Source organism: Leisingera coralii (assembly GCF_049056525.1).
Classification (GTDB): domain Bacteria; phylum Pseudomonadota; class Alphaproteobacteria; order Rhodobacterales; family Rhodobacteraceae; genus Leisingera; species Leisingera coralii.
The window spans coordinates 1-11,792 of the sequence record NZ_JBHUPT010000053.1 but is presented as its reverse complement, the minus strand read 5'-3'; the positions used below and the strand labels follow the sequence as shown (position 1 = coordinate 11,792).

General features: G+C 64.2%; 14 protein-coding genes. 11 read left to right on the top strand and 3 right to left on the bottom strand.

Annotated elements, in window-relative coordinates; genetic code table 11:
* Positions 1-205 precede the first annotated feature (205 nt).
* A complete protein-coding gene (locus ACFMBG_RS16545; RefSeq protein WP_421055803.1) occupies positions 206-793 on the bottom strand; it encodes an MlaC/ttg2D family ABC transporter substrate-binding protein in 588 nt (195 codons plus the stop codon).
* 2 nt (positions 794-795) lie between these two features.
* On the bottom strand, positions 796-1,548 hold the full coding sequence (locus ACFMBG_RS16540; protein ID WP_421055802.1) for an MlaA family lipoprotein: 753 nt from the start codon (positions 1,546-1,548) through the stop codon (positions 796-798).
* A 172-nt stretch (positions 1,549-1,720) separates the two neighbouring features.
* Here ACFMBG_RS16540 and ACFMBG_RS16535 point away from each other — a divergent pair, with 172 nt between their 5' ends.
* The 6 genes from ACFMBG_RS16535 to ACFMBG_RS16510 all read left to right on the top strand — a co-directional run bounded on the left by ACFMBG_RS16535 (position 1,721) and on the right by ACFMBG_RS16510 (position 7,720).
* Entirely contained in the window at positions 1,721-3,454 is a 1,734-nt protein-coding gene (locus ACFMBG_RS16535) for a type I secretion system permease/ATPase (RefSeq protein WP_421055801.1), read from the top strand.
* Positions 3,451-4,755 (top strand): HlyD family type I secretion periplasmic adaptor subunit, encoded by a 1,305-nt coding sequence (locus ACFMBG_RS16530; protein ID WP_421055800.1) that lies wholly within the window; start codon positions 3,451-3,453, stop codon positions 4,753-4,755. Before ACFMBG_RS16535 ends, ACFMBG_RS16530 begins: the two co-directional genes overlap by 4 nt.
* Before the next feature lie 195 nt (positions 4,756-4,950).
* Positions 4,951-5,409: a RidA family protein gene (locus ACFMBG_RS16525; protein WP_421055799.1), complete on the top strand. Its 459-nt coding sequence runs from the start codon at positions 4,951-4,953 to the stop codon at positions 5,407-5,409.
* Positions 5,406-6,179 (top strand): glycerophosphodiester phosphodiesterase family protein, encoded by a 774-nt coding sequence (locus ACFMBG_RS16520; RefSeq protein ID WP_421055798.1) that lies wholly within the window; start codon positions 5,406-5,408, stop codon positions 6,177-6,179. Before ACFMBG_RS16525 ends, ACFMBG_RS16520 begins: the two co-directional genes overlap by 4 nt.
* 48 nt (positions 6,180-6,227) lie before the next feature.
* The gene (locus ACFMBG_RS16515) at positions 6,228-7,415 is read left to right on the top strand and encodes a GNAT family N-acetyltransferase (protein ID WP_421055797.1); all 1,188 of its coding nucleotides are present in this window, start codon (positions 6,228-6,230) and stop codon (positions 7,413-7,415) included.
* Complete coding sequence (locus tag ACFMBG_RS16510; protein ID WP_421055796.1) at positions 7,412-7,720, top strand: 4a-hydroxytetrahydrobiopterin dehydratase; 309 nt, start codon at positions 7,412-7,414, stop codon at positions 7,718-7,720. The genes ACFMBG_RS16515 and ACFMBG_RS16510 overlap by 4 nt, the downstream gene beginning before the upstream one ends.
* A gap of 146 nt (positions 7,721-7,866) precedes the next feature.
* Here the strand turns inward: ACFMBG_RS16510 and ACFMBG_RS16505 are convergent, their stop codons facing one another.
* Entirely contained in the window at positions 7,867-8,355 is a 489-nt protein-coding gene (locus ACFMBG_RS16505) for a peroxiredoxin (RefSeq protein WP_421055795.1), read from the bottom strand.
* A gap of 95 nt (positions 8,356-8,450) precedes the next feature.
* On the opposite strand from ACFMBG_RS16505, the gene ACFMBG_RS16500 reads away from it, so the two are divergent.
* From ACFMBG_RS16500 to ACFMBG_RS16480, 5 genes are all read left to right on the top strand, one after another.
* Complete coding sequence (locus ACFMBG_RS16500) at positions 8,451-9,662, top strand: NAD(P)/FAD-dependent oxidoreductase (protein WP_421055794.1); 1,212 nt, start codon at positions 8,451-8,453, stop codon at positions 9,660-9,662.
* Positions 9,659-10,222 (top strand): 16S rRNA (guanine(966)-N(2))-methyltransferase RsmD, encoded by a 564-nt coding sequence (gene rsmD, locus ACFMBG_RS16495; RefSeq protein WP_421055793.1) that lies wholly within the window; start codon positions 9,659-9,661, stop codon positions 10,220-10,222. The genes ACFMBG_RS16500 and rsmD overlap by 4 nt, the downstream gene beginning before the upstream one ends.
* Positions 10,223-10,343: 121 nt before the next feature.
* The gene (locus ACFMBG_RS16490; protein WP_421055792.1) at positions 10,344-10,670 is read left to right on the top strand and encodes a hypothetical protein; all 327 of its coding nucleotides are present in this window, start codon (positions 10,344-10,346) and stop codon (positions 10,668-10,670) included.
* Between the two features lie 186 nt (positions 10,671-10,856).
* Positions 10,857-11,519, top strand: a complete 663-nt coding sequence (locus ACFMBG_RS16485; protein WP_421055791.1) for an HAD family hydrolase — start codon at positions 10,857-10,859, stop codon at positions 11,517-11,519.
* 24 nt (positions 11,520-11,543) lie between these two features.
* Positions 11,544-11,735, top strand: coding sequence for a hypothetical protein (locus tag ACFMBG_RS16480; protein ID WP_421055790.1), 192 nt, complete (start codon positions 11,544-11,546; stop codon positions 11,733-11,735).
* Positions 11,736-11,792: the final 57 nt, after the last annotated feature.

The window sequence follows — 11,792 nt, the reverse complement described above, 5'->3', positions numbered from 1 at the left end:
TCCGGGGTGCCATGCGCACCACATCTTTTTTCGAGTCGCGCGCCCTGCCCGCCGGGCAGGGCGCCAGACCCAACGGGAGCGCGGCATCTTTGATGCGGCAGCGACGGGCGGGAGTGCCACGCTGTACTTGGAGCAGCACTGCAAGCGGACCAAAGAAAAAGGCTCCCCGAAGGGAGCCTTTCTTAATTCCGGTAGCGGGGCAGTCTCAGCTCAGCCGCTGCAACTCTGCAATCAGCGCGTCGATGTCGCCTCGCTTGCTGTCCAGGATCGCGCCGATTTCGGTGCGTTCGGTCAGGAGCAGGTTCACGCCTTCGATGAACATGTTGAAGAACAGGTCCCGGCCGGAGCGGTCCGACACCAGGAAGGTCACCTCGAACGGCGACTGGCCCTTGAGGTAGGCAATGGTGCTCACCTCATACCATTTCTTCACCTTCTTGACGCCGGTCACTTCCAGCTTGCCGCCGATGAACTCGCGGAAGCGCTTGCCGTATTTGCGCGAGATGTAGCCCTGGAAGGCCTTGGAGAACGCCTTCTTCTGGGCCGAGGACGCCCGGCGCGCATCCACCCCCAGGGCGTAGGCAGCGATATATGAGGTGTCGCTGTAGCGCTGGAAGATCCGCTCGAAGTCGCGGAACATCGCGCTTTCGCTCTTGCCGGAGGCGATCACCCGGTTGATGTCGCCAACGAGGCTGTTGATCAGCGTGCTGGCGCTGCTTTCGTTCAGCGCCCACAGGGTTTGCGGCGCGGTCGCCAGCACGGCGCCGGCACCCATCAGAAATTTGCGGCGTTCCATCGTCAGAATCCTTCGGTGTCCAGTTCGAACGGGTCGATTTCCTTGATCTCTTCGCCGTCGCCCAGCTCGAACCGGCGGTTCTGCAGATAGATCAGGCGCGATTGCGCATAGCTGTCAGCGCTCTCGTAGAGAATCGAATCGATCGTGTCAGAGTAGTTGCCACGATCGCCCATGCGGCGCACGATTTCCGCATAGATGCTGATATTGTCGGCAGTATTCTGCTCGGCATAGCCCAGCGGGTTGGTGAAGAAATCCACCGCAATCCCCGCTGCATCGCGGGAGGTGGAGGGGCCAAAGAACGGTAGCTCGACATAGGCGCCTTCCCCGACGCCCCAAACGTGCAGCGTCTCGCCGAAGTCGGTGTCGACCGGCGGCACGTTGAACTCGCTGGCCGGATCGGCCAGGCCCGCAAAGCCCACTGTCGAGTTGATCACGAAGCGCGAGAACGCATTGCCGGCCGTTTTCAGGTCGCCCTGCAGCAGCGCGTTGACCATCTGCCCCGGCATCGACAGGTTCTCGGCGAAATACGAGAAGCTGGTCACCATCGGCGCGGGCACGATTGCCACATAGCCCTTGGAGGCGGGGCGGAACGCCAGCCGGTCGACCCCGCGGTTGAAGGCGTGAATGCCGCGGTTGGTCTTTTCATAAGGGTCGAACACTTCACCGGCAGCCCGCGCGACCGGATCCTGAGTGGCGCAGCCCGCGGCAAAAGCGGCCAAAATCAGCGCAGATACAAATTTAAGCGGTCGCAACATGAAGGGCATTCGGTTAAGTGTCCAATTGATGCTGGAGCTGGCGCACCCGGAGGGCAAATAAGGGTTCTCTTGCCTTTTTCCAGTCTGATTACATTTTTTTACCTGCTTGTGTCACAACTGATACAAACCCAGCCCTGACCAGAAGCCAAGGAACCACTATTGCAGTCTGACCATGAATAAAAGCATTTATAAGAATGGCTATGAGGAACTGCATGCCGTGCGGCGGCAGAGCAGGGGGCTCTACTGGTTCACCGGGATCTTCAGTTTCTTCGTGAACCTGCTGATGCTGACTGGGCCTTTGTACATGATGCAGGTCTATGACAGGGTGCTGGGCAGCCGGTCGGAGGCGACGCTGCTGGCGCTGTCGCTGCTGGTGGTGTTCCTCTACGGCATGATGGGGTTTTTGGATTATGCCCGCGGCCGGATCATGGCGCGGGTGGGCGCGCGCTTCCAGGCGGCGCTCGACAAGCGGGTGTTCGATGCGATGATCCGCCGTTCGGCGGTGGCGCAGGACCCGGCCGCGCAGACCGGCCTCAGCGATCTGGAATCGGTGCAGCGGCTGATCTCCTCGCCGGTGCTGACCGCGGCCTTCGACCTGCCGTGGACGCCGGTGTTCCTGGCGGGCATTGCCCTGTTCCACCCCTGGCTGGGCCTGCTGGCGCTGACCGGCGGTGCGGTGCTGGTGATCATTGCCGTGTTCAACCAGGTCTTCACCCGGGCGCCGATGCAGAAGGCGAACATGACCGGCCACAAGGCCAATCTGATGTCAGAGGAGATCCGCAACGAGGCGGAGATGATCCAGTCGATGGGCATGCGCGGCGCCTCCTTCGAGCGCTGGAAACAGGCCCGCGATGCGGCGCTGACCGACAGCGTGACGGCCAATGACACCGGCGGCGGTTTCACCACCCTGACCAAGACGCTGCGTCTGTTCCTGCAGTCGGCGATGCTGGGCCTGGGCGCCTATCTGGTGCTGCAGGGGGAGGTGACGCCGGGCGCTATGATCGCAGGCTCCATCCTGATGGGCCGCGCCCTGGCGCCGATCGAGCTGGGCCTGGGCCAATGGCCGCTGGTGCAGCGGGCAATGAAGGGCTGGCACAGCCTGGCCGAGCTCTTGGACAAGGTGCCGGAAGAGGCTGCGCGCACCGCGCTGCCCAAGCCCAAGGCGCTGCTGGAGGTGCAGGGGCTGGCGGTGGTGCCGCCGGGCAGCAACGCGCCGCTGCTGCGCAATGTGAATTTCCGGGTGCAGCCCGGCCAGGCGATCGGGGTGATCGGGCCGTCGGGGTCCGGGAAATCGACCCTGGCGCGGGCGCTCACCGGGGTCTGGCGGCCCGCCGCCGGTTCGGTGCGCCTCGACGGGGCGTCGCTGGATCAATACGCGCCGGACGTGCTGGGCGGCCATGTCGGCTACCTGCCGCAGCGGGTGCAGGTGTTTGACGGCACCATCGCCCAGAACATTGCCCGCCTGGACCAGCAGCCCGACGCCGAGAAAGTGGTGGAAGCCGCCCGCAAGGCGGCCGCGCATGAGATGATCCTGAAACTGCCCGAAGGCTACGACACGCGGGTGAATGCAACCGGCGGACGGCTGTCGGGCGGGCAGATGCAGCGGGTCGGGCTGGCCCGGGCGCTGTTCGACAATCCGGTGATCGTGATCCTGGATGAGCCGAACTCCAACCTCGACAACGAAGGCTCGATTGCGCTCAATCAGGCGATCAAGCAGATCAAGGCGGAAGGGCGCTCGGTGCTGATCATGGCGCACCGTCCGGCGGCGATTCAGGAGTGTGATATGCTCCTGGTGATCGACAAGGGAACCCAGACCGCCTTTGGGCCCAAAGACAAGGTGCTGCAGGAAATGGTCGCCAACCATCAGAATATCCGCCAGGCCTCCGGCGGGGGAGGCGTGCGATGAGCGGTCAGAGCAACTGGTCCGCGCGGCGGCCGCTGATCATCGGCCTCATCGCCCTTTTGGTGCTGGTGGGGGGGTTCGGCTCCTGGTCGGTGCTGTCGTCGATATCCGGCGCGGTGGTGGCAACAGGCCGTATCGAGGTCGACCGCAACCGCCAGGTGGTGCAGCACCTGGACGGCGGCATCGTCGCCGAGATCCTGGTGGACGAAGGCGACACTGTGGCCGAGGGCGACACGCTGATCCGGCTCGATGCCAATGAGCTCACTTCGCAGCTGGTGATCACCGAGGGCCAGCTGTTCGAGCTGATGGCGCGCCGTGGCCGCCTGGAGGCGGAGCGGGACGAGGCTCCGGAAATCACTTTTGATCCTGAACTGTTGAAGTCCGCTGAAACCCAGCCGGACGTCAAGGATCTGGTGGATGGCCAGCAGCGCCTGTTTCAGGCCCGCAGGGAAACCACCGGCCGCGAGATCGAGCAGCTGGAAAAGCGCCGGGTGCAGATCGAAGAGCAGATCCGCGGCATCCAGGCGCAGCAGCAATCGATGAAAGTTCAGCTGGAGCTGATCAACGAGGAACTGGGCAACCAGCAGTCGCTGCTGGACCGCGGCCTGGCGCAGGCGGCAACGGTGCTGAACCTGCGGCGGACCCAGGCCAACCTGGAAGGCCAGCTGGGGGAACTGGTGGCCTCTGAGGCGCAGGCCGAGGGCCGCATCACCGAGATCGACATCGAGATCCTTAAACTGGGCACCGGCCAGCGCGAGGAGGCGATCACCCGCCTGCGCGACCTGCGCTATCAGGAGCTGGAGCTGGCCGAAACCCGCCGCTCGCTGCGCCAGCGGCTGACGCGGCTGGATATCACCGCGCCGGTGTCGGGAGTGGTCTACGGGCTTCAGGTGCACACGCCGCGCTCGGTGATCCGGCCCGCCGACCCGGTGCTGTATCTGGTGCCGCAGGACCGGCCGCTGGTGATTGCTGCACAGGTGGCGCCGACGGACATCGACCAGCTGCATATGGGCCAGGAAGTGACCCTGCGCTTCTCGGCGCTGGACCAGCGCAGCACGCCGGAGCTGTTCGGCCGTGTCACCCAGGTTTCGGCGGATGCGTTTGAGGATCAGGGCAGCGGCCTGTCTTACTACCGCGCCGAGATCGAGCTCAATCCGGGCGAACGCGAACGCTTGCCCGCCGGCACCGTGCTGATTCCGGGAATGCCGGTGGAAAGCTACATCCGCACCGCCGACCGCTCGCCCTTGGCCTATCTGGTCAAGCCGCTGTCCGATTACTTCGTGAAAGCCTTCCGCGAAAGCTGACGCAGCCGGAAACCGGCACGGTTTCCGGCCATGAAAAATCGATTTTTCATGGCCGGTTTCATTGCATGAAACCGGCTTCCCTCAACTGCCTGCCTCAAGGGGCGGAAAGGCGCGCGGGGGCTTCGCATTTGCTCTTTCCGAAAGCGGCCGCGCCGGGTAGCGTCCGGGCCAGCAAAGACTCGGAGGAATTCGGCCATGAGCATCGAAGCGAAACTGAAAGAGCTGGGTGTGACCCTGCCCGACGCGCCGGCACCGGCGGCAAACTATGTGCCCTATGTCGTCGCGGGCGACATGGTCTACATCTCGGGCCAGATCTCGGCCGATGAAAACGGGCTGATCACCGGCACCCTGGGCGAAGACATGAATGTCGAGGCCGGGCAGGCCGCGGCCAAGCGCTGCGCGATTGCGCTGCTGGCACAGCTGAAAGCAGCCTGCGGCGGCGATCTGGAGCGGCTGGTCCGCGTGGTCAAGCTGGGCGCCTTCGTCAATTCGACCGCTGACTTCACCCAGCAGCCGCAGGTGGTGAACGGCGCCTCCGACTTCCTGGTCGAAGCGCTTGGCGACATTGGCCGCCATGCGCGTTCCGCCGTCAGCTCGCCCTCGCTGCCGCTGGGTGTTGCGGTGGAAATCGACGGCGTCTTCCAGATCAAATGAGACCTGCCCTGCCTGCTGCCTTCCTGAGCGTGCCGCTGGCCCATCGTGCCCTGCACGATGTATCGGACGGGCGCCCGGAGAACAGCCGCGCGGCGCTCCGCGCGGCGCTGGCGGCAGGCTACGGCATCGAGATCGACCTGCAGCTGTCCGGCGACGGCTGCGCGATGGTCTTTCACGACGATGGCCTGGACCGGCTGGCCCAGGCCTCCGGTCCGGTGCGGGCGCGGAGCCGGGAGGAGCTTGGCGCCATCCCGCTGAAGGGCGGCGATGGCGAAGGCATCCCGGATCTGGACGAAGTGCTGGAACTGGTGGCCGGCCGGGTGCCGCTGCTGATCGAGCTGAAGGACCAGCACGGCAAGATGGGCGTCACCGATGGCGCGCTGGAGCAGGCCGCGGCCAAAGCGCTGGCCGGCTACGGCGGCCCGGTGGCATTGATGTCCTTCAACCCGCATATGGTCGCGGAGCTGGCGCGCCTGGCGCCGGAGCTGCCGCGCGGCCTGACCACCAGCGCCTATGATCCGGCGGACTGGACGGAGCTGCCCAGGGCCGTGTGCGATGACCTGCGCGCGATCCCGGATTTTGAACGCACCGGGTCAAGCTTCATCAGCCACGAGGCCGGCGACCTGGCCCGGCCGCGGGTGCAGGCGCTGCGCACCGAAGGCGTGCCGGTGCTGTGCTGGACCGTCACCTCGCCGGCAGAGGAGGCCGCGGCCCGCGCTTTTGCCGATAATGTGACCTTTGAACAGTACCTGCCGCCGCTAACATCTTGATCAGGCTGGGCCGCACCCCACATCTGTGAAGTGGTGCGGAGGAAAGGCATGCCCCAGGCGCAAATCGAAATCCGGGTGCTGGCGTCGCTGTCGCAGATCGCGGCGGCGGAATGGGATGCCTGCGCCTGTCCCGAAACGGCGGACGGAGGCCGTCCGCTCGACCCTTTTACAACCCACAGGTTTCTGAGCGCGCTGGAGGAGAGCGGCTCTGTCGGGCCCGGCACCGGCTGGCAGCCGCAGTATCTGACCGCCTATCAGGAAGGCCGCCTGATTGCCTGCGCGCCGCTTTATGCCAAGGGGCACAGCCAGGGCGAATACATCTTCGACCACAACTGGGCGCATGCCTATGAGCAGGCGGGCGGGCATTATTACCCCAAGCTGCAGATCGCGGTGCCCTTTACCCCGGTCACCGGGCGGCGGTTCCTGGTCCGCCCCGGCTTTGACGGCATCGGCCACTCGGCGCTGTTGCAGGGCGCGGTGCAGCTGGCATCGGACAACAACCTGTCGTCGCTGCATGTGACCTTCTGCACCGCGGATGAGGCGCGGCTGGGCGAGGAGATGGGGCTGATGCTCCGCACCACCCAGCAGTTCCACTGGCAGAACCAGGGATACGGGGATTTCGAGGACTTCATGCGGGCGCTGTCGTCGCGCAAGCGCAAGAACATCCGCAAGGAGCGGATGCAGGCGCAGTGCTTTGGCGGCGAGATCCAGGTGTTCCAGGGCAGCAGCCTGCGGCCCGAGCATTGGGACGCGTTCTGGGAGTTCTACCAGGACACCGGCGCGCGCAAATGGGGCTCCCCGTATCTGACCCGGAAATTCTTCGATATCGCGCACCGGACGCTGGCGCAGGACATGACGCTGATTCTCGCGTGGCGCAACGGGCGCTATGTGGCGGGTGCGCTGAATTTCATAGGCCGGAACACGCTTTACGGGCGGTACTGGGGCTGCGTCGAGCATCACCCGTGCCTGCATTTCGAACTGTGCTACTATCAGGCCATAGAATTGGCCATTGCCCTGGGGCTTGACCGGATCGAAGCCGGCGCGCAGGGTGAGCACAAGCTGGCGCGCGGCTATTTGCCGTGCCAGACCCATAGCTTGCACTGGATCGGCGATCCCGGGTTTGCCGGGGCCGTCGGACGCTACCTCGAGGCTGAACGGGCCGCCACCGAGGAAGAGATCGAGATCCTGACCGATTACGGCCCGTTCCGCAAAGCGCATGTGGAGGAGCAAGAATGACGGAAAAACTGTCCGACGCCACCCGCGGCCCGCTGCTGGAGCCGCTGTTCGCTACCGGCTGGGAGATGGTGGAAGGCCGCGATGCCATCACCAAGACGTTCAAGTTCAGTAATTTCGCCGATGCCTTCGGCTGGATGACCCGCGCGGCGATCTGGGCTGAGAAATGGAACCACCATCCGGAGTGGAGCAACGTCTACAACAAGGTGACGGTTGTGCTGACCACCCATGACGTGGATGGCATCAGCTCGCAGGATGCCAAGCTGGCACGCAAGATGGACGGTCTTTACGGCGAGCCGCAGAGCTGAACCTCAGGGCCTGACAGAAAGGTCAGCCATGCTGTCCGAATGTTTCGCGCGCGAAACATTCCGGCAGAGTTGCTGACCTGATTTTTCATGGTTTGTTAAGGGGTTGAGCCTGCGGCCGCCAGGGCTGGCAGCCGCAGAAAGGGCGGTCAGCCCATCGCTTCCAGCAGGCCTTCGCCAGCGGACAGCTCGCATTTGCCGGGGTTGTCTTCCTTGTTGAGGATCTTCACCTCGCCATCCTCCACCAGCATCGCATAGCGAAGCGAGCGGCCGATCAGCCCGGCGGAGGGGACGTCCAGACGCATTTCAATCGCCTCGGTAAAGGTGCATTCGGCGTCCGACAGCATGGTGATCCCGGCCTCGGTGGCGCCGGTGTTGTCGCCCCAGATCGACATCACAAAGGGGTCATTGCCGGCCAGGCAGATGATTTCATCGACGCCCTTGGCGGCAAACTGGTCCTTGGTGCGGATAAAGCTGGGCACATGGGCCGAATGGCAGGTGCTGGTAAAGGCGCCGGGAACCGCAAATATCACCACTTTCCGCCCCTTCAGCTTGCTTGACAGCTGAACTTGCTCCGGCCCGTCGTCTCCGATCCGCATCAGCACGGCGTCGGGCAGCTGGTCTCCAACAGAAATCATTGCACGTTCCTCTTTCTCATGATTGCGTTTTGGGGCCCTCGGTATATAGGGTCCGTTGGAAGCGTGACGGGAACTATTGCGGGAGGCAAGCAGAGATGTCCCACATCGTCGTGATTGGAGCGGGGCAGGCGGGGTCCTCGCTGGTGGCAAAACTGCGCAAGGACGGGTTTGAAGGGGAGATTACCCTGATCGGCGCGGAACAGGCGCTGCCCTATCAGCGGCCGCCGCTGTCCAAGGCCTACTTGCTGGGCGAGATGGAAGTGGAGCGGCTGTTCCTGCGCCCAGAGAGTTTTTATACGGAGAACAGCATCACCCTGAAACTGGGCCAGCGCGTCACCGCGATTGACCCGGCGGCCAAGACGGTTTCGCTGGGCGATGAGGTGATCTCCTACGACCAGCTGGCGCTGACCACCGGCTCCGACCCGCGCCGCCTGCCGGCCGCGATCGGCGGGGATCTGGACGGCGTCTTTGTGGTGCGCGGCCTGACGGATGTCGACGCAATGGCGCCGCATGTGACCGAAGGCAAGCGTGCGCTGATCGTTGGCGGCGGCTATATCGGGCTGGAGGCAGCTGCGGTCTGCGCCAAGCGCGGCGTACAGGTCACCCTGGTCGAAATGGCGGACCGCATTCTGCAGCGTGTCGCAGCGCCGGAGACATCGGACTATTTCCGCAGCCTGCACTCCTCGCACGGGGTGGACATCCGCGAAGGTGTCGGCCTGGAGCGGCTGGACGGCGAGGGCGGCAAGGTCACCCGCGTGGTGCTGAGCGGCGGCGAAGTGCTGGACGTGGATTTTGTCGTGGTGGGCGTCGGCATCACCCCGGCCACGCAGCTGGCGGAAATGGCCGGGCTGGAGCTGGACAACGGCATCAAAACGGATGCTCAGGGCCACACCTCGGATGCGTCAGTCTGGGCGGCGGGCGATTGCGCCTCCTTCCCGTTCCAGGGCAACCGCATCCGCCTGGAAAGCGTGCCGAACGCTATCGACCAGGCAGAGGTGGTGGCGCAGAACATGCTGGGCGCTGGCAAGGACTATGTGGCGCAGCCCTGGTTCTGGTCGGACCAGTATGACGTCAAGCTGCAGATCGCGGGCCTCAACACCGGCTATGACAATGTTGTCACCCGTCAGGGCGAGGGGCAGCAGGTGTCCTTCTGGTACTACACCGGTGATCAGCTAGTGGCGGTCGACGCGATGAACGACCCGCGCGCCTATATGGTGGCCAAGCGGCTGATCGATGCGGGCAAGACCGCGGACAAGACCGTGGTTGCCGACCCCTCCGCAGACCTGAAGCCGCTGCTGAAGGCGTGAGGATCATCGCAGGAGACTTCCGCGGCCGGGCTCTGGCCGCGGTAGGCAAGGGGGATGCGGGCGCTCATCTGCGCCCCACCACCGACCGGGTGCGCGAAAGCCTGTTCAACGTGCTGATGCATACCGGCGCCATCCCCGGCGCCCGGGTGCTGGATCTGTTTGCAGGCACCGGCGCCTTGGGGCTGGAAGCCCTGTCGCGCGGCGCGGCAGAGGTGGTGTTTGTCGACGACGGCCGCGTTTCCACCGGGCTGATCCGCAAGAATATTGGCATCTGCCGGGCCGGGGACCGCTGCACCCTGACGCGCCGCGATGCGCTTAAGCTGGGGCAGAACCCGGGCGCGCCGTTTGACCTGATCTTCCTCGATCCGCCTTATGGCAAGGGGCTGGGCGAGAAAGCCTTGGCCGCCGCCGTGGCAGGCGGCTGGGTGGCGGATGACGCTTTGGTGGTCTGGGAGGAAAGCGCGCCGATGGCCGCCCCGGAGGGATTTGAGCTGCAGGACAGCCGCAAGTACGGCGATACCCATATCTCGCTGATGTGGCGGCAGCAGAACAGGCCGTGAGCGGATCTGGCAGTTTCGCCAAATAATTGATTTTCTATTTGCAAAAACAGCCCCAGGGCTGTAGCGAACCCGTGATTTTCATCAAATTTCCGCCAATTCCGGCGGTTTCAAAGGGTTCCATATGAAAACTGCAAAATTCCTTGGCCTGCTGGCCGCAGGTTCGCTGTTCCTGTCCGGCTGCGTGTCTCCCGAAGTCGTCACCACCAACAATGTCGACGATGCCTCGCTGACCTGCGAGGAGATCAAGACCCAGATCGGCCAGCTGGACGAAATCCGCGCCGAGGCCAGGAAAGGCAAGACTGCTTCGGGCGCCAATGTGGCGGCGGTTATCCTGTTCTGGCCGGCGGTGATTGGCAACTACGCCAATGCAAACGAAGCCCTGGAAGCTGCAAACAAGCGCCACGAGGTGCTGGTCGGCCTGGCTCAGAAGAAGCGCTGCAAGTTCTGAATTCAGCCTTAACCGCTCAAGTTTCAAAATGCAGGGGCGACCCTGCATTTTTTGTTTCCGGCTGTTTCAGGCCCGGTCCGGATTGTGATTGTGCAGGCAATTCCCCGCGGTGCCGGGTTTGCGGAGCTGCGGATAGCCGGTAAGCCTGTAGCGCAAGCGCGGTGGTTTCCAGCAAAGGCACCTTTCATGCCCAAGACATTTCCAACCCCGAAACTGGTGATTTTCGATTGCGACGGCGTGCTGGTCGACAGTGAGCCGGCCTCCAACCAGGCGCTGGCGGACAACCTTGCCCGCCACGGGCTGGTGCTGACGGTCGAACAGTCGATGGCGTATTTCGTCGGCGGCACCATGGCCGGGGTCATGGAGAAGGCCCGCAGCCTGGGCGCCGACCTGCCGGAGGACTGGATCAGCGAAGTCTACGCGGAGACCTATGCGCGGCTGGAGCAAGGGGTGCAGCTGACACCGGGCATTCCGGATCTTCTGGCGCGGCTTGATACGCATGGCATCCCGGTCTGCGTCGCCTCCAACGGCAGCGAGAAGAAGATGCGGATTACCCTGGGTCAGAACGGGTTGTGGGAGAGGTTCCATCCGCAGGCGATGTTTTCGGCCCATTCCCTGGGTGTTGCCAAGCCGGAGCCGGGGCTGTTCCTGGCCGCCGCCAGCCATTTCGGGGTGCAGGCGCGCGACTGCCTGGTGATCGAGGACAGCGGCAGCGGTGTCACCGCCGCGGTGCGCGCTGGAATGCGCTGCCTCGGGTATGCGCCGCAGGGCGGCGGCCAGAAACTTGCGGCGCTGGGGGCTGAAGTGTTCAGCGATATGGCAGAGGTGCCCGCGCTTTTGTCGATCTGAGGCGGCTGTGGTACTGTTCCGGGTATGGAACAGACACTGCGTACTCCGTTCCTGCCGCCTGTGACCAAGGCCGAAGCCGGGACAAAACCCAAACCAAAACCTGCCCGATCACCGCTGTTCATTCAGGACGCAGTGACACCTTGGGCGGATGGCACCTTGCTTCTGGCCTTGTGGCGGATTCAGGAAGCCGATGGCCAGGACGACGCTGGCTCCTGACGGGATTCGTCCTTCATCTGACTGAAAATATCCCGGGGGTGCGGGGGCCGGCCCCCC

Bases quoted from the DNA above. Each gene is read 5' to 3' on its own strand.
- ACFMBG_RS16545 (WP_421055803.1), bottom strand. From the start codon at position 793: ATGGAACGCCGCAAATTTCTGATGGGTGCCGGCGCCGTGCTGGCGACC.
- ACFMBG_RS16540 (WP_421055802.1), bottom strand. From the start codon at position 1,548: ATGTTGCGACCGCTTAAATTTGTATCTGCGCTGATTTTGGCCGCTTTT.
- ACFMBG_RS16535 (WP_421055801.1), top strand. From the start codon at position 1,721: ATGAATAAAAGCATTTATAAGAATGGCTATGAGGAACTGCATGCCGTG.
- ACFMBG_RS16530 (WP_421055800.1), top strand. From the start codon at position 3,451: ATGAGCGGTCAGAGCAACTGGTCCGCGCGGCGGCCGCTGATCATCGGC.
- ACFMBG_RS16525 (WP_421055799.1), top strand. From the start codon at position 4,951: ATGAGCATCGAAGCGAAACTGAAAGAGCTGGGTGTGACCCTGCCCGAC.
- ACFMBG_RS16520 (WP_421055798.1), top strand. From the start codon at position 5,406: ATGAGACCTGCCCTGCCTGCTGCCTTCCTGAGCGTGCCGCTGGCCCAT.
- ACFMBG_RS16515 (WP_421055797.1), top strand. From the start codon at position 6,228: ATGCCCCAGGCGCAAATCGAAATCCGGGTGCTGGCGTCGCTGTCGCAG.
- ACFMBG_RS16510 (WP_421055796.1), top strand. From the start codon at position 7,412: ATGACGGAAAAACTGTCCGACGCCACCCGCGGCCCGCTGCTGGAGCCG.
- ACFMBG_RS16505 (WP_421055795.1), bottom strand. From the start codon at position 8,355: ATGATTTCTGTTGGAGACCAGCTGCCCGACGCCGTGCTGATGCGGATC.
- ACFMBG_RS16500 (WP_421055794.1), top strand. From the start codon at position 8,451: ATGTCCCACATCGTCGTGATTGGAGCGGGGCAGGCGGGGTCCTCGCTG.
- ACFMBG_RS16490 (WP_421055792.1), top strand. From the start codon at position 10,344: ATGAAAACTGCAAAATTCCTTGGCCTGCTGGCCGCAGGTTCGCTGTTC.
- ACFMBG_RS16485 (WP_421055791.1), top strand. From the start codon at position 10,857: ATGCCCAAGACATTTCCAACCCCGAAACTGGTGATTTTCGATTGCGAC.
- ACFMBG_RS16480 (WP_421055790.1), top strand. From the start codon at position 11,544: ATGGAACAGACACTGCGTACTCCGTTCCTGCCGCCTGTGACCAAGGCC.